Annotated in this window: 20 protein-coding genes; 11 read left to right on the top strand and 9 right to left on the bottom strand. The window is 72.7% G+C overall.

The window, feature by feature from the left end; all coding sequences use genetic code 11:
- Positions 1 to 334: 334 nt before the first annotated feature.
- A complete protein-coding gene (locus tag OOK38_RS15925) occupies positions 335 to 1,546 on the bottom strand; it encodes an NAD(P)/FAD-dependent oxidoreductase (protein ID WP_266759848.1) in 1,212 nt (403 codons plus the stop codon).
- Positions 1,547 to 1,909: 363 nt separating this feature from the next.
- On the opposite strand from OOK38_RS15925, the gene OOK38_RS15930 reads away from it, so the two are divergent.
- The 4 genes from OOK38_RS15930 (at position 1,910) to OOK38_RS15945 (ending at position 4,802) form a co-directional block, all read left to right on the top strand.
- Positions 1,910 to 2,362 carry a DoxX family protein gene (locus OOK38_RS15930; protein WP_266759846.1) on the top strand — a complete coding sequence of 151 codons (453 nt, stop codon included), beginning with the start codon at positions 1,910 to 1,912 and terminating at the stop codon, positions 2,360 to 2,362.
- A gap of 185 nt (positions 2,363 to 2,547) precedes the next feature.
- Positions 2,548 to 3,057 (top strand): Zn-ribbon domain-containing OB-fold protein, encoded by a 510-nt coding sequence (locus tag OOK38_RS15935; RefSeq protein ID WP_266759844.1) that lies wholly within the window; start codon positions 2,548 to 2,550, stop codon positions 3,055 to 3,057.
- 31 nt (positions 3,058 to 3,088) lie between these two features.
- On the top strand, positions 3,089 to 3,694 hold the full coding sequence (locus OOK38_RS15940) for a GNAT family N-acetyltransferase (protein WP_266759842.1): 606 nt from the start codon (positions 3,089 to 3,091) through the stop codon (positions 3,692 to 3,694).
- 223 nt (positions 3,695 to 3,917) lie between these two features.
- Positions 3,918 to 4,802, top strand: a complete 885-nt coding sequence (locus tag OOK38_RS15945; RefSeq protein ID WP_266759840.1) for a GNAT family N-acetyltransferase — start codon at positions 3,918 to 3,920, stop codon at positions 4,800 to 4,802.
- A gap of 100 nt (positions 4,803 to 4,902) precedes the next feature.
- On the opposite strand, the gene OOK38_RS15950 is transcribed toward OOK38_RS15945, so the two are convergent.
- Both OOK38_RS15950 and OOK38_RS15955 read right to left on the bottom strand, forming a co-directional pair.
- Positions 4,903 to 5,559 (bottom strand): pyridoxal 5'-phosphate synthase, encoded by a 657-nt coding sequence (locus OOK38_RS15950; RefSeq protein WP_266759838.1) that lies wholly within the window; start codon positions 5,557 to 5,559, stop codon positions 4,903 to 4,905.
- A gap of 93 nt (positions 5,560 to 5,652) precedes the next feature.
- Positions 5,653 to 6,846, bottom strand: a complete 1,194-nt coding sequence (locus OOK38_RS15955; protein WP_266759836.1) for an acetyl-CoA acetyltransferase — start codon at positions 6,844 to 6,846, stop codon at positions 5,653 to 5,655.
- Between the two features lie 149 nt (positions 6,847 to 6,995).
- Here OOK38_RS15955 and OOK38_RS15960 point away from each other — a divergent pair, with 149 nt between their 5' ends.
- Together OOK38_RS15960 and OOK38_RS15965 are read left to right on the top strand one after the other, a co-directional pair.
- Complete coding sequence (locus OOK38_RS15960) at positions 6,996 to 8,183, top strand: acyl-CoA dehydrogenase family protein (protein ID WP_266848533.1); 1,188 nt, start codon at positions 6,996 to 6,998, stop codon at positions 8,181 to 8,183.
- A gap of 86 nt (positions 8,184 to 8,269) precedes the next feature.
- Complete coding sequence (locus tag OOK38_RS15965; protein ID WP_266765736.1) at positions 8,270 to 8,800, top strand: nitroreductase family deazaflavin-dependent oxidoreductase; 531 nt, start codon at positions 8,270 to 8,272, stop codon at positions 8,798 to 8,800.
- Between the two features lie 216 nt (positions 8,801 to 9,016).
- Here OOK38_RS15965 and OOK38_RS15970 read toward each other — a convergent pair whose 3' ends face one another.
- A complete protein-coding gene (locus OOK38_RS15970; RefSeq protein WP_266765735.1) occupies positions 9,017 to 9,652 on the bottom strand; it encodes a TetR family transcriptional regulator in 636 nt (211 codons plus the stop codon).
- Between the two features lie 221 nt (positions 9,653 to 9,873).
- Here OOK38_RS15970 and OOK38_RS15975 point away from each other — a divergent pair, with 221 nt between their 5' ends.
- The 3 genes from OOK38_RS15975 (at position 9,874) to OOK38_RS15985 (ending at position 13,997) form a co-directional block, all read left to right on the top strand.
- A complete protein-coding gene (locus tag OOK38_RS15975) occupies positions 9,874 to 10,608 on the top strand; it encodes a VOC family protein (RefSeq protein WP_266759832.1) in 735 nt (244 codons plus the stop codon).
- 381 nt (positions 10,609 to 10,989) lie between these two features.
- On the top strand, positions 10,990 to 13,320 hold the full coding sequence (locus OOK38_RS15980) for a PQQ-binding-like beta-propeller repeat protein (RefSeq protein ID WP_266759830.1): 2,331 nt from the start codon (positions 10,990 to 10,992) through the stop codon (positions 13,318 to 13,320).
- 107 nt (positions 13,321 to 13,427) lie between these two features.
- Positions 13,428 to 13,997: a hypothetical protein gene (locus tag OOK38_RS15985; protein WP_266759829.1), complete on the top strand. Its 570-nt coding sequence runs from the start codon at positions 13,428 to 13,430 to the stop codon at positions 13,995 to 13,997.
- Between the two features lie 13 nt (positions 13,998 to 14,010).
- Here OOK38_RS15985 and OOK38_RS15990 read toward each other — a convergent pair whose 3' ends face one another.
- The 3 genes from OOK38_RS15990 to OOK38_RS16000 form a co-directional block, all read right to left on the bottom strand.
- Complete coding sequence (locus tag OOK38_RS15990; protein WP_266765734.1) at positions 14,011 to 14,772, bottom strand: enoyl-CoA hydratase/isomerase family protein; 762 nt, start codon at positions 14,770 to 14,772, stop codon at positions 14,011 to 14,013.
- A gap of 164 nt (positions 14,773 to 14,936) precedes the next feature.
- Positions 14,937 to 15,362: a Zn-ribbon domain-containing OB-fold protein gene (locus OOK38_RS15995; protein ID WP_266765733.1), complete on the bottom strand. Its 426-nt coding sequence runs from the start codon at positions 15,360 to 15,362 to the stop codon at positions 14,937 to 14,939.
- Positions 15,363 to 15,383: 21 nt separating this feature from the next.
- Positions 15,384 to 16,532: a lipid-transfer protein gene (locus tag OOK38_RS16000; RefSeq protein WP_266759827.1), complete on the bottom strand. Its 1,149-nt coding sequence runs from the start codon at positions 16,530 to 16,532 to the stop codon at positions 15,384 to 15,386.
- Positions 16,533 to 16,631: 99 nt separating this feature from the next.
- Here OOK38_RS16000 and OOK38_RS16005 point away from each other — a divergent pair, with 99 nt between their 5' ends.
- Positions 16,632 to 18,236 carry a FadD3 family acyl-CoA ligase gene (locus OOK38_RS16005; RefSeq protein ID WP_266759825.1) on the top strand — a complete coding sequence of 535 codons (1,605 nt, stop codon included), beginning with the start codon at positions 16,632 to 16,634 and terminating at the stop codon, positions 18,234 to 18,236.
- Positions 18,237 to 18,389: 153 nt separating this feature from the next.
- Here the strand turns inward: OOK38_RS16005 and OOK38_RS16010 are convergent, their stop codons facing one another.
- The gene (locus OOK38_RS16010; protein WP_266759824.1) at positions 18,390 to 18,563 is read right to left on the bottom strand and encodes a hypothetical protein; all 174 of its coding nucleotides are present in this window, start codon (positions 18,561 to 18,563) and stop codon (positions 18,390 to 18,392) included.
- A gap of 218 nt (positions 18,564 to 18,781) precedes the next feature.
- A complete protein-coding gene (locus tag OOK38_RS16015; RefSeq protein ID WP_266759823.1) occupies positions 18,782 to 21,739 on the bottom strand; it encodes an AfsR/SARP family transcriptional regulator in 2,958 nt (985 codons plus the stop codon).
- Positions 21,740 to 21,963: 224 nt separating this feature from the next.
- On the opposite strand from OOK38_RS16015, the gene OOK38_RS16020 reads away from it, so the two are divergent.
- Entirely contained in the window at positions 21,964 to 23,223 is a 1,260-nt protein-coding gene (locus OOK38_RS16020) for an amidohydrolase family protein (RefSeq protein WP_266759822.1), read from the top strand.
- Positions 23,224 to 23,253 lie beyond the last annotated feature (30 nt).

The raw sequence follows: 23,253 nt of genomic DNA on the forward strand, positions 1-23,253 counted from the left end.
TACGTACCCGCCCCGCGCGGCGGGGGAACCCGTCGGCGAGCGGCCGACGGCCGACGGCAACGGGCGCCGGTCACCCCGGGGGCCGACGGTCACCCGGGGGCGGGCGGTCGGGGGCGACCTGTCCGCCGGTGTCCGACGCGGGACAGGCGGGACGCGCCCATCCGCCGGGGTGCGTCGCCAGGTGATGGATGCCGAGCCCGTCCGTCGGGGTGTGGCGCCAGCTGGTGGGTGCCGCGTCCGTCTGTCGAGGTGTGTCGCCAGTGGGTGGGTGCCGCGTCCGTCTGCCGAGGTGTGTCGCCAGTGGGTGGGTGCCGCGTCCGTCTGTCGGGGTGCGTCAGGGGGTCGCGGGGGTCTTGGCCCGGGTCTTGGAGGTGTGTCGGGCGACCGCCTTCGCGATCTTCACGGCGTCGAGGGCGAGCTCGCGGAACATGCCGCTGATGGGGTTGGTGAAGCCGGTGAAGTACAGGCCGGGCGCGTTCTTCGGGGTGCGTCCGCCGTGCACGACCGGACGGCCGCGGCCGTCGAGCACGTCGAGGTGTCCGACGACGTCTTCCAGGGCGCGCGCGTATCCCGTCGCGGCGATCACGACGTCCGGGCCGATCCGGCTTCCGTCGGCGAGCACGGCCTTGCCGTCCTCGAAGCTCTCCACCGCGGCCACGATCTCGACCTTCCCCTTGCGGACGGCGTCGATGAGGCCGACGTCCTGGACGGGGATGGAGCCCTCTTTGACGCGGGAGTAGAGGCCGGTGGCGGGGCGGGGCAGACCCTGCGCCGCCAGGTCGGGCACGCTCAGCCGCGCCATCGGCCCGGCCAGCCCGTCCACCAGGCGCACCGGCAGCCGTCGTACGAGAATGCCCGTGAACTGCGCGGCCCAGCCTGCCGTCGAGCGGCGCACGATGTGCGGCGCGGTGCGCACGGACAGCCTGACGCGCGAGGCGCCGCCCTCGATCAGGTCCACGGCGATCTCGGCGCCCGTGTTGCCGACGCCGACGACGAGGACGTCACGGCCCTCGTAGGGGGCGGGGTTGCGGTACTCGCCGGCGTGCAGCAGCACGCCGGTGTAGCCGTCGCGGCCGGGCCAGTCGGGGATGCGCGGGGTGTGGTTGTAGCCGGTCGCCACGACCACCGCGCTGCCGGTGAGCTCGCGGCCGCCGGTGGCGTGCAGCAGCCAGCCGTCGCCGCCCGGGGCGGGCTCGACGCGCGAGACCTCGACGCCCGTGACGATCTCCAGCTCATGGTGCTCGGCGTACTTCTCCAGATAGCGCACCACGTCGTCGCGCGACACCCACCGCCCGAACGAGCGGGGCATCGGCAGCCCCGGCAGCGCGGACAGCCGCCGGGTGGTGTGCAGGTGCAGCCGGTCGTAGTGGCGCCGCCAGGACGCGCCGACCTGGTCCGACTTCTCGAGCACGACAGCCCGTACACCCCGGGCGCGCAGCGCGTACGCCGCCGCGAGCCCTCCGGGGCCGCCTCCGATCACGTACACGGGACGGTCCTCGTGGGACGGCACCGTGCGGGAGGTCGTGGAAGCAGTCGAGTCGGCCATGAGCGCGAGCGTAATCACGACTTTGGTTGATAGGTCTCGGTCAAGACCGGAATCGGTTGCGAACTGGTCACGGCTGTGGGAGGAGTGCGTGCGACTGGTGGCGTAGATCACTCGGGCGTGGTCGGGGTGTGCGAAAAGTGGGGTGTTGCCGCAGGTGGGCGCCGGGGCGCGCGCCCTTCGCGGGAGCGCGGGATCGGCTCCGAGCGCCTCCTTGGGGAGGGCGGGAACGGGCGTGGGATCGGTGGCGTGCCGGCCGCCGGGGGTGCGTACTCCTCGCCCGGGGATACCGGCCTCTTGCGCCCGCGCCCCGGTGCATCGAAACTGACGTTCCGTCAGATCCGGCGCGCTGCGGGAGGTTCGGCCATGGACACGATCTGGCTCGGCGGGGCGGAATGGCTGGCCGTGCTCCGTATCGGGCTCGGGCTGTGGTGGCTGGAGAGCTGGCGGCACAAGGACAAGCAGGGCTGGTTCGAGCGGGGGACCGGGATCGCGTGGGCGTCGGAGGTCGCGGCCAAGCACCGGTGGAACGCCGTGCGGTCCGGTTTCGACACCGTCGTCGCCCCGCGCCCGCGGACGATGGCGTACGTCGTCGTGTACGCGGAGCTGGCCCTCGGCCTTGGGCTGGTGGCCGGACTGCTGACGCCCGTCGCCCTGATCGGAGGGCTGCTCCTCAATGTCCTCTACTTCACGCTCATGATCCACGACTGGGCGGAGCAGGGGCAGAACGCGATGATGGCGCTCGTCTCGGCCGTCGGGCTGTTCGGGATGTCCTGGCAGACGTGGTCGCTGGACAACGCGCTGGGGCTCTTCCGGTGACCGGGGCCTCGGGGCGCGGGGGTGCGGTGGGCCCGGCGAGTGAACCGGGCTCCGGGGGAGCGCCGGGAGCACCAGGTCAGGCCGGTGCGGCGGGTTCCGCGGGGGTGCCGGGCGCGGCGGGTTCCGCGGGGGTGTCCGGAGCGGCGGGCTCTGCGGGGGTGCCGGGCGCGGCGGGTTCCGCAGGGGTGTCCGGAGCGGCGCGGTCCGCGGGCGCGGGGGGTTCCGGCGGTGGGTTCGACGTGCCCGAGGTGGACGCCTTCACCCGGCCGTACTGGGACGCGGCGGCCGAGGGACGGCTGCTGATCCGGCACTGCGCGGCCTGCGGCCGGCCTCATCACTACCCCCGGGAATTCTGCCCGCACTGCTGGAGCGAGGACGTGAGCTGGCGGGCCGCGAGCGGCCGCGCCACGCTCTACACCTGGTCCGTCGTGCACCGCAACGACCTGCCGCCGTTCGGCGGGCGCGTGCCGTACGTCGCCGCCGTCGTCGACCTGACGGAGGGTCCCCGGATGATGACCGAGGTGGTCGGGTGCGAGGAGGCGGCACTGCGGATCGGGATGAGCCTGGAGGTCGCGTTCCGTGCCGGGGTCCCCGTGTTCCGGCCGGCGTCAAGCGGCGGAGGCCGACCCTCTCCGGTGCCGGAGGCGGGGCTGCTCCGGGGGTCTTCCGGGAGCCCCGGTCCGCTCAGGGAGTGACCCGTGGGCCGGGAGGGGTTTGAATGGCTGGATGTCCGACGTCCATGAGCAATTCGCCGTCCATCCCTTCCCCGAGCTGACGGGCCTCGGTCTGCGGCTGCGTCCCTGGGACCTGGAGTCCGACGCCGACGTCTCGGCGTATCTGCGGGGGCTGGCCGACCCCGAGTTCCAGCGCTGGAACACCCCGCTCAGGTTCGTCCGGGACATCGACACCGCCCGTGAGTCACTCCGGTCGCGCGTCGCCGCCGCGACGAACGGCACCGGGGTCTCCTTCTGCGTCACCGACGCGGAGACCGGCGAGACACTGGGCCACATCGGCGTCAATGAGATCGACCACGTCATGAGCTGCGCACGCGTCGGCTACTGGGTCCTCCCGGAGGCCCGCGGCCGCCAGGTCGCCACCCGGGCCCTCACCCTCGCGGCCCGCTACGCCTTCATCGACCTCGCCCTGCACCGCCTCGACCTCGGCCACGCCGTGGGCCACGAAGTGTCGTGCCGCGTCGCCGAACGCTGCGGATTCCGGCCCGAGGGGACGCTGCGCGGCGCGATGTTCGAGGCGGGCCGCCACGACGCGTTCCGCGACGTACACCTGCACGGCCGGCTGGCCACGGATCCGGAACCCACGCCGCCGGGGTGAGGGCCGGGAGTCCGTGCCGACGTGGTGAGGCTCGGGAGCCCGCTGCGCGACGGCGGGGGATCGCTCCGGAACCCGAGCCCGCACGGTGAGGGTGAGCCGGTGCCCGCACGGTGAGCCCGTGCCCGCACGGTGGGGGTGAGCCGGTGCCGCCCACTCGGGGAGGTGGGGCGCGTGCCCCCGAAAATCGGAGGCAGGGCGCCGTGGCCCCACGGGATCATCGGGCATGACCTCCGTGGCGTACGACTGGCAGCTCACCCATGACCTCGACGCGTTTCTCGGCCGGGCCGGGGACTTTCTCCGGTCGCGACCCGCGCAGCACACCGTCGCGCTGACCGTGACGGACGCGCTGCGGAGACGGGGGCCGCGTGGGGTCGGCGGGGCCGCGCCGGTCTTCGGAGCGCTGGAGCGGGACGGGGCGGTCACGGCGGCCCTCTTCCGTACGCCGCCGTACCGGCTGAACCTCACCTCTCTGGACGAGCGGGACGCGGACACGCTCGCCGCGCTGCTCGTGCACGCGGAGATCGAGGTCCCCGGTGTCTCCGCCGACACGGACACCGCCGCGGCCTTCGCCGAGGCCTGGCGGCGGCGGGCCGGAGCGACGCCGGTGCTGCTGCGGGGGGAGCGGCTGTACCGGCTCGGCGACCTGACGGTGCCCGAGCCGGCGCCGCCCGGCCGGGCCAGGGTCGCGGGCGAGGCCGACCGTGAGCTGCTCGCCCGCTGGTACACGGAGTTCGCCGAGGCCATCGGCGAGGGAGGGTACCGCGACGCCGGAGCCTGGGCCGACGACCGGATCTCCTACGGAGGGCTCACCGTCTGGGAGGACCCCGACGGCGCTCCCGTCGCCATGGCGGGCGGATCGGCCCCGATCGCCGGGCAGGTGCGCGTGGGCCCCGTCTACACTCCGGCCCACCTGCGCGGCCGTGGTTACGCGGGTGCCGTCACCGCCGAAGTGAGCCGCGCCGCGGTCGCCGCCGGCCTCCAGGACGTGCTCCTCTTCACCGACCTCGCCAACCCGACCAGCAACGGTCTCTACCAGCGCATCGGCTACCGGCCCGTCTCGGATTTCGCGACGTACGACTTCACGTACGACGTCGCGCGCACGACGTGATGGACGACGTGGCGTACGGCCGCGGGCAGGTCGGCCCGCCGGGTGACGCGCAGGGCGATGCGCGGGACCGGCGTGCCCGTGTTCGGCGTGGGTGTCGGTGTCACGGCCACAGCAGCTCTGTGGTCCAGCCGGTGTCCGTGCGGCGGTAGACGAGCCGTGCGTGGCGTCGGCGGGTGTCCCCCTGGAAGAACTCCACCTCGTCCGGGCGCAGGCGGTAGAGGGTCCAGGTGGGGGCGGGGGAGTCCGGGGAGCTCTCGGCCCGTTCCCAGGCGGCTTCCGACGCCCGGTCCAACTCCGCGCGCGAGGGCAGGACTTCGCTCTGGCGGCCCACGAGCGCGGCGGCCAGCGCCCCCGTGGACCGGGCGTGCAGGTCCGCCTGGCTCTCCTCGGGCGGCGCGACGGTGACGGGGCCGCGGAGCCGGATCTGGCGTCCCTGGGCGGGCCAGTAGAAGTCGAGCGCCGCGTACGGACGGGCGGCGAGCTGCCGTCCCTTGCGGCTGGTGGCATGGCTGGCGAAGGCCCACCCGTCCGCGTCCGCGCCGTGCAGCATCACGATCCGGACGTCCGGCAGTCCGTCCTCGTCCGCCGTCGCCAGCGACATCGTGTGGGGCTCGGTCTGCCCGGCCGCCACCGCCTCCGCGAACCACCTGGTGAACAGGGCCAGCGGGTCCGCCGGTGCCTCTTCCGGCGCGAAGCCGGGCAGCTCCGTGTCCCACACCCGCAGCGATCTCAGCAGCTCATGAAGATCCGGTTCCATGCCACCGAGTATCACTCGGGGCGGGTCGGCACCGCCGCGCCGCCCGTGCCGACCAGGTGAGCGCGGGACAGGTGCCGGGCCTCCCCGGGCCGCTCATCCCCGCCCCAGCACCACCGTCCCCGAGGAACAGAACCAGCCTCCCGTCCCGGAGGCCACCGCCAGCTGGGGCGGCGTGCCGTCGGGGCGGCGCACCTGGCGTTCCTCCGGCAGCTCGCCGCGCAACTGTCGTACGGCCTCCACCAGCAGGAACAGGCCGCGCATTCCCGGGTGTTGGGCCGACAGCCCGCCCCCGTCGGTGTTCACGGGCAGTTCCCCGCCCACCAGCAGCCGCCCCTTCGCGGCGTCCACGAAGGATCCGCCCTCGCCCTTGGGACAGAAGCCGAGGTCCTCCAGGGTCACCAGGGTCATGTAGGTGAAGGCGTCGTAGATCTCTGCGAAGTCGATCTCGTCCGGGCGGATCCCGGCCCGCTCGAAGGCGAGCCGGCCGCTCACCGCCGCCGGGGAGACGGTGAAGTCCGCCCACTCGGACATGGTGGTGTGGGAGACGTGCTCGCCGGTGCCGAGCACCCACACCGGGGCCGTACGGCAGTCGCGTACGTACTCCTCGGCCGCCAGCAGCACCGCCGCGCCGCCGTCGGAGCGGATGCAGCAGTGCAGCTTGGTGAAGGGGTCCGCGATCATCGGCCCCGCCAGGACCTCGTCGACGGTCACCGGGTCGCGGAACATCGCCTCCGGGTTGCGGGCGGCGTTCGCGCGGGCCTGGACGGCGACCGAGGCGAGCTGTTCGAGCGTGGTGCCGTAGGTGTGCATATGGCGGCGCGCGGCCATCGCGTACTTGGCGATGAGGGTGTGGCCGTAGGGGACCTCGAACTGGAGCGGGCCCCGGGCGCCGAACGACAGGTTGCCGGTGCGGCGGCCCGCCCTGATGTCGGCGCGGGCCGTGGAGCCGTAGACGAGCAGGACGGCCTCGGCGTGGCCCGCCGCGATCGCGTCGGCCGCGTGGGCCGCCATGACCTCCCAGGTGGACCCTCCGACCGAGGTCGAGTCGACCCATGTGGGGCGCAGCCCCAGGTATTCGGCCACTTCGGCGGGAGCGAGGGTGCCGAGGCCCGCCGACGCGAAACCGTCGATCACCGAGCGGTCCAGGCCGGAGTCGGCCAGCGCGCGGCGCGCGGCCTGGGCGTGCAGCGCGTACGGGGTCGCCTCGTCCACGCGGCCGCAGTCGGACAGGGATATACCGACGACGGCGACCTTGCGACGGCTGTGGCCCGGGGTGGCATGCGTCATGAATCTGACGGTACATCAGATAACTGTCCCACCGGGAGGTGGTCGCACCCCTGTGCATCTGGAACCCTCCGCCCTAACATGACGGCCCGTCAGATCTGGGATGTCCGCCGTCCAGCTGTCCCGCTGCCCGACGAGGGAGGAGCCCGCCCATGGATGTCCATCTCACCGCGGAGCAGGAGGAGATACGCCGCACGCTGCGGGAGTTGCTGGTCAAACGGTGCGGCCCGGAGGAGCTGAGGGCCGCCGAGGGGACCCCCGCCGGCTATGACCCGGCGCTCTGGGAAGCCCTCGCGCGGCAGCTCGGGCTGCCCGGACTCGCCCTCCCCGAGGCATACGGCGGTGTCGGCTGCTCGGTGACCGAACTCGCCCTCGCCTGCGAGGAGTCGGGCCGCGCCCTCGCCCCCTCGCCGCTGCTGGCCACCGCTGTTCTCGCCGCCCCGCTGATCCTGGCCCTCGGTACCGAGGACCAGCGCCTCGCCCTGTTGCCGCGGCTGGCCTCGGGTGCGCTCACCGCCGCCCTCGCGGTACCGGGCGCGGGCCTGGCCACCGCCCTCGGGCTGGTCGGTGACAACCGTGGCGACTGGGCCGGCGGCGGTCGCGCCGGGGGTGTGCAGGCGCGCCGGGCGGACGGCGTGTGGCGGCTCTACGGGCAGGCGGCGCAGGTGCTCGACGGGCACAGCGCCGGGCTGCTGGTGGTGGCCGCGCACACCGGAGGGTTCGCGCGGTCGCGGACGCTGCTGTTCCTGGTGAGGGCCGGTGCCGAGGGGCTCGTGCGCGCGAGGCAGACGTCCTTGGACGGGACACGGCCGCAGGCCCGGCTCGAACTGCGCGATGTCGAAGCCGAGTTGCTGGGCGACGAACAGGCCGACGTGCCCGCCGCGCTGGCCGCCGTCGGGGACACCGCCGCCGCCGTGCTCGCCGTCGAGGCCGTGGGCGCCGCCGACCGCACGCTGGAACGCACCGTCGAATACGTGCGCCGGCGTGAGCAGTTCGGGCGGGCGATCGGCTCCTTCCAGGCGGTCAAGCACCGGCTCGCGGATGTGTACGTGGGCGTGCGGTCGGCACGCTCGGCGGCGTACTACGCGGCGTGGGCCGCCGGGACGGGCGGCGAGCGGGTGGGCGGACTCGCGCTCGCCCAGGCGCTGGAGTCGCTGCGCACCGCCGCCTCCGAGGGCATCCAGTTGCACGGCGGCATCGGCTTCACCTGGGAGCACGACGCCCATCTCTCCTTCAAGCGCGCGTCCGGCGACGAACTGCTCTTCGGCCCCGTGCACCGGCTGCGCGCGCACGCCGCCGACGCCGCGCGTCTCTTCGACGGCGGGGAGGTGACGGTCTGATGGCGGCGGCCAGGGGTTCGCGTCCGGGGACCGGCTCGGGAAGCGGTGCTGAGGGGAGGGCGGGCACGGGGACCGGGGCGAGGCGGATTCCCGGTGTGCGGCTGGTGCAGCGGGTCTCCTCGACCCGGACCTTCGCCAGGGTGGCCCCCCACCTCATTCCGGCTCTCGACCGTGCCGTGCACCGGCTGACGCGCGGCAAGGTGCTGCTCAGCGCCCAGATGCTGCCGGGGGTCGTCCTGACCGTGCGGGGCGCCAAGAGCGGTCTGGAGCGCCGTACCCCACTGGCCTGCATGCCGGAGAGCGACGCGTCGGGTGCCGCCGCGGGGGCCGGCTGGCTCCTCATCGGCTCCAACTTCGGCCGTACGGACCATCCCGCCTGGACCGCGAACCTGCTCGCCGGTCCCGACGCCGTCATCAACTGGAAGGGCGAGGACATCCCCGTGACCGCCCGGCTCCTCACGGGTGAGGAACGGGCCGCCGCGTGGAAGACGGTGCTCGCGTTCTGGCCGCCGTACGCCACCTATCAGGCCCGGGTGGACCGGGAGATACGGCTCTTCAGGATCGTGCGCCGACCTGTGCCCGCGGGCACCGCGGAAGGTGAGGAACGGTCCGGCTGAACGAACCCTCCGCCCGGTCCGGTTGAACGAACCCGGCACCCGGTCCGGCCGAACCGGCCGCCCGGCCGGGAGCCTTCGCGCACGGCGACGGTCGGCTCCCCGCCCATCGGCCGGCTCCCCGCCCGTACAGCGCAGCGGGCGGCAGCCCACCGGAATGTTCCTCCGGGATGAACTGCCGCCCGCATGACAGGAACTGGGGCGATGAGGAGCGGGAATCTACTTCGTCGGCTTCTTCCCGGTCACGCCCAGATACACCAACAGCGCGAGGTTCGGCTTGAGTTCAGCCTGCTTGACGCCCCACGTCTGGAAGCCCTTCTGATGCGAGGCGACCGCCGCGAGCATGGCGACGAGGGAACCGGCCATCGCGGCCGGGTTCACGTCCTTGTCGACCTTGCCCTTGGCCTGGAGGTCGGTGACCGAGTCCGTAAGGGAGTTGTTCACCGAGTTCAGGATCTTCATGCGGATCTTGTAGAACCGCTTGTCGCCCTCGGCGGCACCGAGGTCGACGACTCGGAGGATCGCGTCGTTCCTGCGCCAGAACTCCAGGAAGCCGTCGACGAGTTCCTGCGCGGTCTGCCAGCCGGCCTTGCCGACCCAGGACCGCCCTTCGAGCAACTGGGTCAACCCGGCGCCCTCGGCAGCCATTTGCTCGGCAATCTCCAGGACGGCGCCTTCGACGTCCGGGAAGTACTGGTAGAAGGTCGCCGGTGAAGTGCCTGCCTTCCGGGCGACGTCAATGACTTTGACATCCCGGTAGGGCGAGGAGCTGAGCATCTCGCTGAGGCAGTCGAGCAGCTTCTGCCGGGTCGCCTGCCCACGTCGTCCGGCCACGCGGCCGTCGACGGTACGCACTTGTCCTGTCATGCCGTCAGCTTACCGAGGGGTGATCGGAGCGCGATTCGGCCGACTGCAAATGGGGTGCGGCCGTACATCGCGGGGGTTCAAAGGGGGTTCGGCGCGGGGTTCACCGCCGGGCCCGATGCCGCGCGCAGGGGCCTTGAGCAGCGGCGGAGCGTCACCGGAGCGGCTGCGCCTGCTCTGCGGGATGCGGAAAGGGCCGTTAGCTTGGCCGCATGGCCGAATCAGCCGTTGTCGCCGGGTTCTCCGAGGGTGTGCCCTGCTGGGTCGACGCACAGCTCCCCGACGTGGAGGCGGGCAAGCGCTTCTACGGCGAGCTGTTCGGCTGGACGTTCCCCGAGGAGTCCGGCCTGTCGGGCTGGGCCGAGCTGGACGGCGAGCCGGTGGCCGGGCTCACGCCCAAGCGGGACGGCCGGATGCCGACGGTGTGGACCGTGTACTTCGCGACGCCGGACGCCGTGGCGCTCGCCCGGCGGATCACCGAGGCGGGCGGCCGGATCATCACCGCCCCCGCGGAGGTCGGCGCCTCGGGCGAGCTGGGCAGGGAGGCCCTCGCCACCGACCCGGAGGGCGCCGTCTTCGGCCTGTGGCAGCCCGGCACCCATCCCGGCTTCGGCAGGCGTCACGAGCGGCGCACCTTCTGCTGGGCCGAGCTGTACGCGCGCGACACCGCGACCGTCGACCGCTTCTACGGCGCACTCTTCCGTGACGCGCTGTTCGGGCCCGACGCGACCCCCGACTTCGGCCGTGTTCCCGTCTCGGGCGTCTTTCCGGCCGAGATGCCACCCCACTTCGTCGTCCACTTCGGGGTCGAGGACTGCGAGGAGGCACTCGGGACGGTGAACCGGCTGGGCGGCCGGGTTCAGGTGACACCCTTCGACACGTCGTACGGGCGGGTGGCCGTCGTCACGGACAACCAGGGCGCGTCGTTCGCGGTACTTGAAAGATGAAGGGCCCCCGACCAGCCGTGACGCCGCTTCAGCGGTGACGGTGGTGCAAAGTTGAACATGCCTCAGCTCTGCGGGCGGAACGCTTCTGCGGCGAGGGGCGCGGTATTTCGACGTGAGGGACGGCACTTCCGGGGTGCCGGGCGGGGTACTTCTGGGGTGAGGAGCGCATTTCGGCCTTGAACCGTCGCGCCCCGGCGGCCGTACTCCTGCGCGGGCGGTTGTTTTGTCGTGAGACACCCCGATCCGCCCCCGGGTTCGCAACCTGTGGCTCGGCCAGGAAGAATCGGGGTGCGTGCCGCCATGGCGGTGCGGTGGTGAGACGCTGCACTGGGCCGCGTTCATACGTGGATGACGTGACCCGTACGGGGAGGTGGCAGGCAAGTGGTGGATCAGCTGACGCAGCACGATCCGCGGCGGATCGGGCCGTTCGAGGTGCTGGGACGGCTGGGTGCCGGCGGCATGGGGCTGGTCTATCTCGCGCGCTCGGCTTCCGGCCGACGCGTGGCGATCAAGACGGTCAGGACGGAGCTCGCCGAGGACCAGCTGTTCCGGGTCCGCTTCTCGCGCGAGGTCGAGGCGGCCCGCGCCGTGTCCGGCTTCTACACGGCGGCGGTGGTCGACGCCGACGCCCGTGCCGCGGTGCCGTGGCTGGCCACCGCCTACGTGCCCGCGCCCTCGCTCGAGGAAATAGTGAACGAGTGCGGGCCGCTCCCGGCCCAGGCGGTGCGCTGGCTCGCGGCGGGCGTCGCGGAGGCGCTCCAGTCGATCCACGGCGCGGGACTCGTCCACCGCGACCTGAAGCCGTCGAACGTCCTGGTGGTCGAGGACGGGCCGCGCGTGATCGACTTCGGTATCGCGTCCGGCGTCTCGAACACCCGTCTGACCATGACCAATGTCGCCGTCGGTACACCCGCCTACATGTCGCCCGAGCAGGCGAAGGACTCGCGCAGCGTGACCGGTGCGAGCGACGTCTTCTCGCTCGGCTCGATGCTCGTCTTCGCGGCGACCGGACACGCCCCCTTCCACGGTGCCAACCCGGTCGAGACGGTCTTCATGCTGCTCCGCGAGGGCCCGGACCTCGAAGGCCTCCCCGATGAGCTGCGCCCGCTCATCGAGTCCTGCATGCAGATGGACGCCACGGCCCGCCCCAACCCCGCCGACCTCCAGGCCCAGCTCGCACCCCATCTCTTCGGCTCCGGCTCCGACGACAGCGGTACGGCGTCGGCGTGGCTGCCCGAGCGGGCGGTGGGCCTGATCGAGACGCGCCGCGGGGGCCGTCCGCCGGTGAAGCAGCCGGCCGCGGGAAGCGGACGCAGTGGCGGGGGGCGCGCGGTCGTGCCGCCGCCTCCCTCGCACGCCCCGGTGCCCGTGGGGGCGCCCGACACCGGCCCGGTGCGCCTCGCGGGCGCCAAGGTGCCCATCGGTCCCGGCCCGCGCGTCGCGGACGCCCGCGCGGCCGCCGTGAAGGCGCCGCCCCCGGAAGCCGGGCTCGCGGCGTCCTGGTCCCGGCCGCGCATCGGCGTGAACGGCGCCGACCCGGCACCCGCGCCCACGGTCGCGCCCCCCGCGCCCGACTCGCCCTCCGGCTGGCGCCCCTGGCGCTTCCGTATGTCGAACGACGTCTGGGGCACTCCCTCCGTCGCCGACGACCTCGTCTACGTCACCTCCTTCGAGGTCCACGCCCTCGACGTCGCGACCGGCCGCCGCCGATTCAAGACCCGTGACGTGGCCTGGTCGATGGCGGTGGCGGACGGCCGTATCCACGCGTCCGACGGGCCGACGCTGTTCGCGCTCGAGGCCAGGGAGGGCGCGGATCTCTGGCGCCTGTCCACGGACGCCTGGGTCTACTCACTGCAGGCCGACCGCGGAACGGTCGTCACCGGCACCCGCGGGGGCGGCATCCAGGCCTGGGAGGCCTCGAACGGCCAGAAGCTCTGGGAGATCAGCGGCGGCCAGACGGACTTCGAGTCCCCGGAGGCCGGTCCGGCGCTCCACGACGGCACGGTGTTCGTCTGGAAGGACGCGCGGCTGCGCGCGCTGGAGGCCCGTACGGGTGAGGAGCGGTGGTCGTACCCGATCGGTGACGCGGCCTCCTGCGGCGGCGTACCGGTCCGCATCACGTACGCGCCCGACGGCTACGCCTATGTCTCCGCCGGCACCCGGGTCCTCGCCGTCGACGTGGCGAGCGGTCACGTCCGCTGGCACTTCGAGGCCCCGGCCGTCTTCCTCTGCCCGCCCACTTTCGCTCCGGGCCCGGCGGTGACGGGCGGTGGCGTCTACCTGGCCGACTACCTCGGCACGGTGTACGCCCTCGACGCGACCGACGGCCGCGACCGCTGGCGGATCGCCACCGAGTCCCGCTCCTCCACCGAGCCGGTCCTCGTCGCCGCGGGCCACGTCCACGTGGGCAGCGGCAAGGGCCTGTACACACTGGACGCCGTCACCGGCACCCCGAAGTGGCGCTTCCAGGCCGGGGGCGACCTCGTCGGCGCCCCGGCGGTGGCCGAGGGCCGCATCCACTTCGGCTCGACGGACCACCTGCTGTACACCCTGAAGGCCGACGACGGCCGGCTGCGCTGGAAGCTGGCGACCGGGGGCGAGATCACCGGCGCCCCCGTGGTCAAGGACGGCGTCGTGTACGCGTGCAGCAAGGACCGCTGTGTGTACGCGCTGGACGCGGAGAAGGGGACCGGGACGGCCCGCACCACGTGAGGCCCCTCGCCGGGTGCGTCCCTCACCGGAGTGGCTGCGACCGCCCTGGGTAGGGTGACGGCATGTACATGCGGGGGCGCACACTCAGATTCACAGCGGTGTCGGCGATGGTGGTACTGGCTCTGACCGGGTTCTCGACAGGCCGCCACGGGGGCCGCAACCATGGCAGCGGCGGCGGGGGTTGCAGCAGCTCCCGCCAGGACCACGACAGTTCGTCGTCGTCCACGTCGGGCGGCGGTGGCTCGTACGGCAGCGGTTCGTCCAGCGGCGACCCGTACGGTGGCTCGTCCGGCGACGCGTACGGCTCCGGGACGAGCACCGGTGGCAGCGGCGGCGGTACGTACCGTTCGCGGCCCACCCACCGTTCCACCCCCACGGCGTCCTCCTCCGGCACCGCCCGGGCCCTGAAGGACGGGACGGCGGTGCTCGTGCACTGCGCGAGCGAGGAGGACCCGTACACGACCGTCGAGGTCAGGAATCCGAACGGGCGCGAGGTCCTCTTCACCGTGAAGGTCGGCTACAAGGACGCGACCGCCTTCACCATGGCCGACTCCAGCAGCCAGGTGTCGGTGCCCGCGAAGGGCAAGGCGACCGTCCGGATGGCCGCTGCCAGCACGGGGGCCGTGGACCGGATCGATCACTGCAAGGTCGATCCCCGGGCCACTGCCGACCGGTGACCTTCCGCGGGGCTCACCGCGTCCGGAAACCGCCCGGGCGCCGTGCGGAGAACAGCTCCGCCTGCCGTTCGCCCGGCAGGTTGCCGAGGGAGACGAGCTGCGGGGCGTGCGCGAGGGCTGCCGCTCGGGTGGCCTCCTGCGCCTGCCAGAGCGCCCGTACGGTGCCCTGGACGGCGTCCGCCGGATAGGACGCGATGACGGTCGCGCACGCCACGGCGGCCGCCGACGCCCCTCCCGGAGGCGTGAGTTCGGAGACCAGGCCGACCTCGTACGCGCGCCGGGCGGAGATCCGTTCGGCGGTGCCCATCAGTGCCATCCGGGCCACCTCCCCGAACGGCATGCGCTGGGCGAGGTAGACGGACTCGTACGCGCTGACCATCCCGTACGTGGTGTGCGGGTCGAAGAAGGCGGCCTCCTCGTCGGCGACCACGAACTCCGCCTCGCCGAGCAGGTAGAAGGCGCCGCCGCACGCCATCCCGTTCACGGCGGCGATCACCGGCTTCCACAGGCCGTTCGCCTTCGGCCCGATCACGGCGAGCGGATCGTCCACCATGTACGGGGAGTTGGGCTGCGGCACGTCGACGCTCCGGTCGATGCCGGTGCAGAAGGCCCGCGTCCCGGCGCCGGTGACGACGATCGCCCGTACGGTGTCGTCGAACCGGAACTCTCGCCAGGCGGCGACCAGTTCGGCCACCAAGCCGAGATCGATGGCGTTGAGCCTGCCGGGCCGGTCGAGCGTCAGGACGGCGACACCGGTGTCCTTGTCGACGGCCACCTTGAGCCCGCCATCCCCGGCGTCAGCCTGGCCCGGTGCGTTCCCGGCGCCGGCGCCTTCCCCGCCGAGGCCGCTGCCCGCCCTGCTCGTGCCGGCTCCCGCACCACCGGTGCTCACCGGGTCCGCCCCCGCCCCTCCCGCGTTCTTGCCCGCCCCGTCCCCGCTCACGCCCGCTCCAGGACCCAGCGCGGAACGGTCATGCCGTTCACCTCGGTGAACACCGCCTGGACCCGTGCGCCGATCCGGATCCGTTCCGGCGGGACCGAGTTGAGGGGCTCGTCCGGTCCGCTCACCAGGTTCCCGACCAGCCGGATCCGGGGGGCGTCCGCCAGTTCCACGACGATCGCGTTGTACCCGGCGAGCTCCGCGTAGGCGGGCAGAAGCGGCGGATGCGGGACGACGTACGACCAGATCCGGCCCCGCCCGCTCATCCTTCGCCACTCGCTCGCGAAGGAGTGGCAGTGCGGGCAGCAGGGCCGGGGCGGGAAGCGGAGCTCGTCGCAGTCGGCGCAGGACTGGACGCGGAGTTCGCCCCGGGCCGCGTACTGCCAGAAGGGCGCGCCGTCGTCGTCGAGGACGGGGGACAGCAGGGACTCGTTCATCTCGGCTCCTCAGCTTCTCAGCAGGAGTGCGGAGGTCGGGACCCCTTCCCCCGCTGTGACCAGGCAGGTCGCCGCCCCCGGCACCTGTGCCGTACTCGTGCCGCGCAGCTGCTTCACGCCCTCGTTGATGAGGTTGAAGCCGTGCACGTAGGCCTCGCTGAGCCCGCCGCCCCCGGTGTTCACGGGCAGCCGTCCGCCGATCTCCAGCGCACCGCCCTCCGTGAAGGCCGCGCCCTCGCCGCGCCCGCAGAAGCCGTAGCCCTCCAGGGAGAGCGGGATCAGCGGCGTGAACGCGTCGTAGATCTGGGCCACGTCGACGTCCTCGGGTGTGAAGTCGGCGTGCTTCCAAAGGTGTCGGGCGGCGGTCCAGGCGGGTCCGGTGAGCGGGTCGTCGTTCCAGTAGTTGACCATGCCGTGGTGCTGGGCGGGCAGGCCCTGGGCGGCGGAGTGGACGTACACGGGCCGCTGCCGGCAGTCGCGGGCCCGCTCGGCGGAGACGATCACACAGGCCAGCGCGCCGTCCGTCTCCAGGCAGTTGTCGAAGAGGCAGAGGGGCTCGCTGATCCAGCGGGAGGTCATGTACATCTCGCGGGTCAGCGGGCGCTCGTACATCATCGCGGCCGGGTTCTGGTTGGCGCGGTTCCGGCAGGCCAGCGCCACGTTGAACAGGTGGTCGCGGGTCGCGCCGTACTCGTGCAGGTAGCGGCGCGCGAGCATCCCGATCTCGTCGGCGGGCCGCAGCAGCCCGAAGGGCCGGGTCCACTGGGCCGGGGTGGGGAGCTGGACGGCCGTGTTCTTCCAGGGCCGGGGCCCGCTGCCCCGTTTGCGCGAGCGCCAGGCCACCCCCACCGTCGCCTGGCCCGCGGCGACGGCGGCGGCGAGATGCGCGACGGTGGCGCAGGAACCGCCGCCTCCGAAGCCCACCTTGCTGAAGAAGGTGAGGTCACCGAGCCCGACGGCCTTGGCGATCTCCACCTCGTCGGTCTCCTCCATCGTGTAGGAGGCGAGCCCGTCGACCTCGGCGGGTGCGATGCCGGCGTCGTCGAGGGCGGCGAGGATCGCACGGCAGGCCAAGGCCTTCTCGGACTCGGGGAGTTGTCTGGCGAACGGGGTCTGTCCGATCCCGACGACGGCTGTGGCGTCCTTGATCCCCGGCATGGGTGCACCTCCGCAGACGGTCCCGGCTGCTGACAGGCCGTCAGGCTACAGCTAATCTGACGGTCAGTCAGCTAGTGGTGCTTCAGCGGGAGGTGCGCGATGCGCGGTGACCTGGAGTGGGGCGGCGTCCCGGGACTGGTGCGGTCGGCGGCGACCCGTTTCGCGGACCGCGAGGCGATCGTCGAGGGCCGGACGCGCATCTCCTACGAGGAGTTGGGCGCCCGGGTGGAGCGTGCCGCGGCGGCCTGCATGGCGAGCGGCGTACGTCTCGGCGACCGAGTCGCCATCTGGGCCCCGAACACGCTCGACTGGATCGTCTCCGCCCTCGGCGCGGTGTCCGCGGGCGCGGTCCTCGTCCCCCTCAACACCCGCTTCAAGGGCGCCGAGGCCGCGTACGTACTGTCCCGGAGCCGGGCGAAGCTGCTGTTCGTGACGGGTACGTTCCTCGGCACCTCGTACGTGGCGTCGCTGCGGAGGGCGTCCGGCGAGGGCCCCGGACCCGGCCCGCTGCCCGGTCTCCCGCACCTGGAACAGGTGGTGGTCCTCGCGGACGACGCCCCCGCCGACTTCCGCGCCTGGAAGGACTTCCTCGCGGGCGGGGAGGGCGTGGGTACGGACGAGGTGCGTCGGCGCGGCGCGGCCGTGTCCGGCGCGTCGGCCTCGGACATCATCTTCACCTCGGGCACCACGGGCCGCCCGAAGGGCGCCCTGATCACCCACGCCCAGACCCTGCGCTGCTACGAGATCTGGAGCGACCTCGCCGGCCTGCGCGAGGGCGACCGCTACCTGATCGTGAACCCGTTCTTCCACACCTTCGGCTACAAGGCCGGGATCATCGCCTGTCTGATGCGCGGGGCGACGATGATCCCGCAGCCGGTGTTCAACGTGGACACCGTCCTCGCGAACGTGGCCGCGGAACGCGTCTCGGTCCTCCCCGGCCCGCCCACCCTCCACCAGTCGCTGCTGGACCACCCGTCCCGGGCCGCGTACGACCTTTCGGCCCTGCGCCTGGTGGTCACGGGCGCGGCGGTGGTGCCGCTGCGCCTCGTCGAGCGTCTGCGCACGGAACTCGGCGTGGACACGGTGCTCACGGCGTACGGCCTCTCCGAGGCGAGCGGGATCGTCACGATGTGCCGCAGGGGAGACGCGCCGGCGGTGATCGCCTCCACCTCGGGCCGGGCGATCCCGGACACCGAGGTGCGGGTGGTGGACTCCTCGGGGACCCCGGTGGCCCCCGGCTCTCCCGGCGAGGTCCTGGTCCGCGGCTTCAACGTCATGCGCGGCTACTTCGAGGACCCCGAGGCCACGGCGGCGGTTCTGTCCGGGGACGGCTGGCTGCGCACGGGCGACGTGGGCGTCCTCGACCCCGAGGGCAACCTCCGCATCACCGACCGCATCAAGGACATGTACATCGTCGGCGGCTTCAACGCCTACCCCGCGGAGATAGAGCAGCTGCTCGGCCTGCACCCCGACGTCGCCGACGTGGCGGTCATCGGCATCCCGGACAGCCGCCTGGGGGAGGTGGGCAAGGCCTACGTCGTGCGCCGCCCGCACTCCGTCCTCACCGCCGACGACCTCATCGCCTGGTCCCGCCGGGAGATGGCCAACTACAAGGTCCCGCGCACGATCGAATTCCTCACCGAACTGCCACGGAACGCGAGCGGCAAGGTGGTGAAGGGGGAGCTGCGGTCGGGGAGTCGGTGAAGCCGGCCGTTCCCCCGGATGCGGCCGGGCCGACGCGGCGCGGACCGGGCTTCTCGCCATCGTCCGATGACTGGATCCGCCCCCGGACACACGGCGGCCGCGGCGGCTCCCCTCCGCGCCGCCGCGGCCGATCCCCGTGTGGTGTGGCTCTGGTCAGGCAGGCTCGTCCGTGGCGTGCACGTTGTCCGTGGACGCGTCGCCGGTGTCCTCGCCCGGTGCGATCGGGTTCTTGCCCTTGAGCGGCTCGTCCGTGGCGTGGACGTTGTCCGTCGAGGCCGTCGGCTCGCCGGTGGCGTGGACGTTGTCGGTGCTGAGGTCGTCACTCATGACTGGCTCCCCTGGCAGTTCTGTTCGTTGCGATTGCGGTAGTCGGGATGGGCCCGCCCGGCAACTCCCCCGAGGGTCGCCGGACGGGCACTTCCGGGCCGGTTCACCTTAAAGGTGTTGGCCGGATGTCGTCCCGTCTGCCCCCCGACGCGACGGATCGACAACCAGAGAGTGGCGCGCGGCGATAAACGAACGATGAACGCGCAGGCGTGGGGGACTCAGGCGACGGCGAGCGGCTTCAGAAATGCGCGCACCTCGGCAGCCTCCGGTGCGCCCAACCCCTCGAAGATGTCCAGGGCTTCGCGCCAGCAGACCTGCGCGCGGCCGATCTGCCCGATGCCGCTCAGGGCCCTGCCGAGCACCGTGAGCACGTTGCCGCGCCGCCAGTCGCCGCCGATCCCCCGCAGGACGGTCAGCGCCAACTCCGCGTTCGCGGCGGCCTGTGCGGGCCGCCGGGCCGCGAGGTCGGCCTCGGCGAGACGGAACAACGTCATTCCCTCCCACAGCCGTTGGCGGCTGTCCTGGAACACCTCGAGGGCTTCCTGGAGGCGGTCGACGGCCTGGGAGAGCTGGCCGCTCTGCGTGAGTGCGAGCCCCAGCGCGTACCGGCCGTTCGCGCCCTTCAGCGCGTGGCCCATGTCGTCGTACATCTCCGTGCCCTGCTGGGCGAGTGCCACCGCGCTCGCGGTCCGTCCGGTGGCGAGGTGGATGCGGGAGAGGTTGCACAGCGCGCTCGCCTCGCCCGGACGGTCCTCGCACGCACGGAAGTTCTCGATGGCGCGGCCCAGATGCGCCTCTCCGTCGGCGTGACGGTTCTGGTAGAGGGCGATCACGCCGAGGATGTTGGACGACCAGCAGCTCGTCAACGGGTCACCGGTGGCGAGGGCCCGTTCGAGGGCGCGGGTGGCAGCCGCGTCGGCCGAGTCGAACCGGCCGGTGATGTGGTGCACGAAGGAGAGCGTCGTGAGCGCCCGGGCCTCGGCGCGCGGTGCCGCGTGTGTCTGTGCGGCGGCGCCCGCGGCCTCGGCGATGGCCTCGTACTCCTTGGAGTTGGCTCCCGATTCGGCCAGGTCGCAGGCCGCCCACAGGAGGTCGACGGCCCGTGCCAACGTTTCCGGGCCCATCGACTGCCGCACGCAGGCCAGCGTGCAGACCGCCTCCGCGTACAGCCAGTCCTGGGCCTGATGGCGGTCCTCGAACACCAGGCCCGGATACTCCGTGGGCTCGAGGTGCTCCACCAGTTTGTCGCCGGGACGGTCGAGGACGTACACCCCCGCCGCCGTGGCCAGATAGAAGTCCAGCAACCGCGACAGGGCCGCCGTCCGCTCGCTCGGGGGCTGTTCGTCGCGCTCCGCGCACGCACGCGCGTAGAGCCGCACCAGGTCGTGGTACCGGTACCGGCCGGGCGCCGCGGACTCCAGCAGTGACGTGTCGACGAGGGACTCCAGGAGGTCCTCGGTGTCCTCGACCGGGAGGTCGAGCACCGCCGCGGCCGCCGCCAGGGAGATGTCGGGGCCGTCGGCCAGTCCGAGCAGCCGGAACGCCCGTGCCTGGGCCGGCTCCAGCTGGCCGTAGCCGAGTTCGAAGGTGGCCTTGACGGCCAGGTCGCCCGCCTGGAGCTCGTCCAGGCGGCGGCGCTCGTCGCCGAGCTTCGCGGCGAGCACCGAGACCGTCCAGGTGCGCCGGGCGGCGAGCCGTGACGCCGCGATGCGGATGGCGAGAGGGAGGAAGCCGCAGGCCGCGACCACGTCGAGGGCGGCCTCCCGCTCGGAGGCGACCCGCTCCCGGCCCACGATCTTCGTGAAGAGCTGCAACGCCTCCTCGGGAGACATCACGTCGAGGTCCACCAGATGGGCGCCCGCCAGGTCCACCATCCGTATGCGCGAGGTCACCAGGGCGGCACAGCCCTCGGTGCCGGGCAGCAGGGGGCGCACCTGGGCGGCGTCACGGGCGTTGTCCAGGAGGACCAGGACGCGGCGGCCGTCGAGGACCGAGCGGTAGAGGGCCGAGCGTTCCTCCAGCGAGTCCGGGATCGCCGAGTCCGCCGTGCCGAGGGCCCGCAGGAAGGCGCCCAGGACCGTCTCCGGCTCGGCCGCCCGCGATCCGGCGCCCTGCAGGTCGACGTACAGCTGCCCGTCCGGGAAGGCCCCGCGGGACTGGTGCGCCACGTGCACCGCGAGCGTCGTCTTGCCCACGCCCCCGATGCCCGCCAGCGCCGAGACGGCCATGACCCGGCCTTCGTCGGAGGACGCCGCGGCGAGGACGTCGCTCAGTTCCTGCACGAAGGAAGCCCGGCCCGTGAAGTCGGTGACGGTGGCGGGGAGTTGGGCCGGGCGGACGGGGGCGATGGAGGGCTCCGCCGCCGGGGCGGAGGGCTCCGCGAGGCCCGGGTCCGCCTGGAGTATGCGCTGCTGGAGCTCCTTCAGGCCCTGCCGCGGGTCCACCCCGAGCTCGTCGGCGAGCAGCCGCCGGGTGTCCGCGTACACCGCGAGGGCTTCCGCCTGGCGGCCGGAGCGGTACAGCGCCAGCATCAGGAGTTCACGCAGGCGCTCGCGCAGCGGATGCGCCGCGGTGAGTGCCGTGAGTTCGGAGACCGCCTCCGCGTGGCAGCCCTGCTCCAGGTCCATGTCGAGCCGGGATTCGAGGAGTTGCAGGCGCCACTCCTCCAGGCGGGCCCGCTGGGTCTCCGCGTAGGGGCCGGGGATGCTCGCGAGCGGTTCGCCGTCCCACAGGGCGAGGGTGTCGCGCAGCAGGTCACGGGCCCGGGACAGGTCGCCCGCGGCACGCGCCTTGTCGGCGTCGGCGGCGAGCTCCTGGGCGCGTACGTGGTCGAGCGCGCCCTCGCCGAGGGAGCGGATCGCGTAGCCGCCGGACTCGCTCACCAGGACCTCGGGGCCGAGCGCCTTGCGCAGGCGCGAGGCGTACGTCCGCAGGGCGGCCAGAGCCTGGGACGGGGGTTCGTCGCCCCACAGGGCGTCGATGAGTTCGGATGCCGTGGCCGTGCGGCCGTCACGGAGCAGCAGCGCGGCCAGCAGGGCGCGTTGCTGCGGTGACCCGGCCGGCAGCGGGTCGTCGCCGAGCCAGGCGCGTACCGGGCCGAGCACGCTGAAGCGCAACGCCGCGGGCTCCCCGGAGCCCGAACGCCACTGCTTCGGTACCCGCGGCACACCGTCCATCGCTGTCCCCCTGCCGAACCGTCAGTACAACGAGGCCAGTTTGCCTTGTTCATGGCGGATGCGTCAGCCGTGCGAGACAGCGATCACAGAGCGCCGCACGGTACACCACAGGGTCCTCACACGGCCTCCCCACACATCCCCGCGAATTCACCCGGGTCGTACCGCGGGGAGCGGCCCCCGGCAGGCAACTGACGGATCGTCAGATCAGCGCTACCGTGGGCCGTATGGAGACCACGGAAACCCAGCAGAGCCCCTCGGCGAGCGGCCCGGCCGCCTTCCCGAGGATCATCTCGGTGGACGACCACACGGTCGAACCCCCCGACGTCTGGCGGGACCGGCTGCCCGCGAAGTACCAGGACACCGGGCCCCGCATCGTCCGCGCGCCCCTGAAGGAAATGACCTTCCTGGGCGGGAAGTTCGCTCCCGTCATGGGCGCCCCGGGCGACGACGGTCCCATCGGCGACTGGTGGGTCTACGAAGACCTGCACCGGCCCCTCACCCGCCTCGACACGGCCGTCGGCTACGACCGTGACGAGATCAAGCTCGAGATCATCACGTACGAGCAGATGCGTCCCGGCTCGTACGACGTGCCCCAGCGACTGGCCGACATGGACGTCAACCACGTCCAGTCCGCCCTCTGCTTCCCCACCTTCCCCCGCTTCTGCGGGCAGACGTTCACCGAGGCGACCGACCGTGAGCTGGGCCTTCTCGGGGTGCGGGCCTACAACGACTGGATGGTGGAGGAGTGGTGCGGGCCCAAGGCCCAGGGGCGCCTGATACCGCTGACGCTCGTGCCGCTCTGGGACGCCCGGCTTGCGGCGGACGAAGTACGGCGCAATGCCGCCCGTGGCGTACGCGCGGTGGCCTTCTCCGAGATCCCGCCTCATCTGGGGCTCCCGTCCGTGCACACCGACGACTGGGACCCCTTCCTCGCCGCGTGCGACGAGACGGGCACCGTCATCGCGATGCACATCGGCTCCAGCAGCAGGATGCCGTCGACCTCGGCCGACGCGCCGCCCGCGGTCGGGTCCACGATCACCTTCGCCAACTGCTGCTTCTCGATGGTCGACTGGCTGATGAGCGGCAAGTTCGAGCGCTTTCCCAACCTCAAGGTGATGTACGCGGAGGGCCAGATCGGCTGGATCCCCTACATCCTGGAACGCGCCGACGTGGTGTGGGAGGAGAACCGCGGCTGGGGCGGCGTCGCCGACAAGGTCCACCGGCCGCCGTCCGAGCTCTTCGCCGACCACGTGTACGGCTGCTTCTTCGACGACGCTTTCGGGCTGAAGAACCTCGACGCGATCGGTGTCGGCAACGTCCTCTACGAGACCGACTATCCGCACTCCGACTCGACCTGGCCGAAGTCCCGGGAGGTCGGCGAGTCCCAGATGGGCCACCTCGACGCCGACGTGGTCGACCGGATCGTGCGGCGCAACGCGATCGAACTGCTGGGACTGACGCCGGACGGCCTCTGGGCGGGCTGAATCCCGGCCGTCCGCGGCCGGGCCGGGCAC

It is taken from the genome of Streptomyces sp. NBC_00568 (assembly GCF_026341855.1).
GTDB lineage: Bacteria > Actinomycetota > Actinomycetes > Streptomycetales > Streptomycetaceae > Streptomyces.

What these genes read in the sequence shown, in the direction of transcription:
- OOK38_RS15925 (WP_266759848.1), bottom strand. Translation starts at nt 1,546, where the DNA reads ATGGCCGACTCGACTGCTTCCACGACCTCCCGCACGGTGCCGTCCCAC.
- OOK38_RS15930 (WP_266759846.1), top strand. Translation starts at nt 1,910, where the DNA reads ATGGACACGATCTGGCTCGGCGGGGCGGAATGGCTGGCCGTGCTCCGT.
- OOK38_RS15940 (WP_266759842.1), top strand. Translation starts at nt 3,089, where the DNA reads ATGTCCGACGTCCATGAGCAATTCGCCGTCCATCCCTTCCCCGAGCTG.
- OOK38_RS15945 (WP_266759840.1), top strand. Translation starts at nt 3,918, where the DNA reads ATGACCTCCGTGGCGTACGACTGGCAGCTCACCCATGACCTCGACGCG.
- OOK38_RS15950 (WP_266759838.1), bottom strand. Translation starts at nt 5,559, where the DNA reads ATGGAACCGGATCTTCATGAGCTGCTGAGATCGCTGCGGGTGTGGGAC.
- OOK38_RS15955 (WP_266759836.1), bottom strand. Translation starts at nt 6,846, where the DNA reads ATGACGCATGCCACCCCGGGCCACAGCCGTCGCAAGGTCGCCGTCGTC.
- OOK38_RS15960 (WP_266848533.1), top strand. Translation starts at nt 6,996, where the DNA reads ATGGATGTCCATCTCACCGCGGAGCAGGAGGAGATACGCCGCACGCTG.
- OOK38_RS15975 (WP_266759832.1), top strand. Translation starts at nt 9,874, where the DNA reads ATGGCCGAATCAGCCGTTGTCGCCGGGTTCTCCGAGGGTGTGCCCTGC.
- OOK38_RS15985 (WP_266759829.1), top strand. Translation starts at nt 13,428, where the DNA reads ATGGTGGTACTGGCTCTGACCGGGTTCTCGACAGGCCGCCACGGGGGC.
- OOK38_RS16000 (WP_266759827.1), bottom strand. Translation starts at nt 16,532, where the DNA reads ATGCCGGGGATCAAGGACGCCACAGCCGTCGTCGGGATCGGACAGACC.
- OOK38_RS16005 (WP_266759825.1), top strand. Translation starts at nt 16,632, where the DNA reads ATGCGCGGTGACCTGGAGTGGGGCGGCGTCCCGGGACTGGTGCGGTCG.
- OOK38_RS16010 (WP_266759824.1), bottom strand. Translation starts at nt 18,563, where the DNA reads ATGAGTGACGACCTCAGCACCGACAACGTCCACGCCACCGGCGAGCCG.
- OOK38_RS16015 (WP_266759823.1), bottom strand. Translation starts at nt 21,739, where the DNA reads ATGGACGGTGTGCCGCGGGTACCGAAGCAGTGGCGTTCGGGCTCCGGG.
- OOK38_RS16020 (WP_266759822.1), top strand. Translation starts at nt 21,964, where the DNA reads ATGGAGACCACGGAAACCCAGCAGAGCCCCTCGGCGAGCGGCCCGGCC.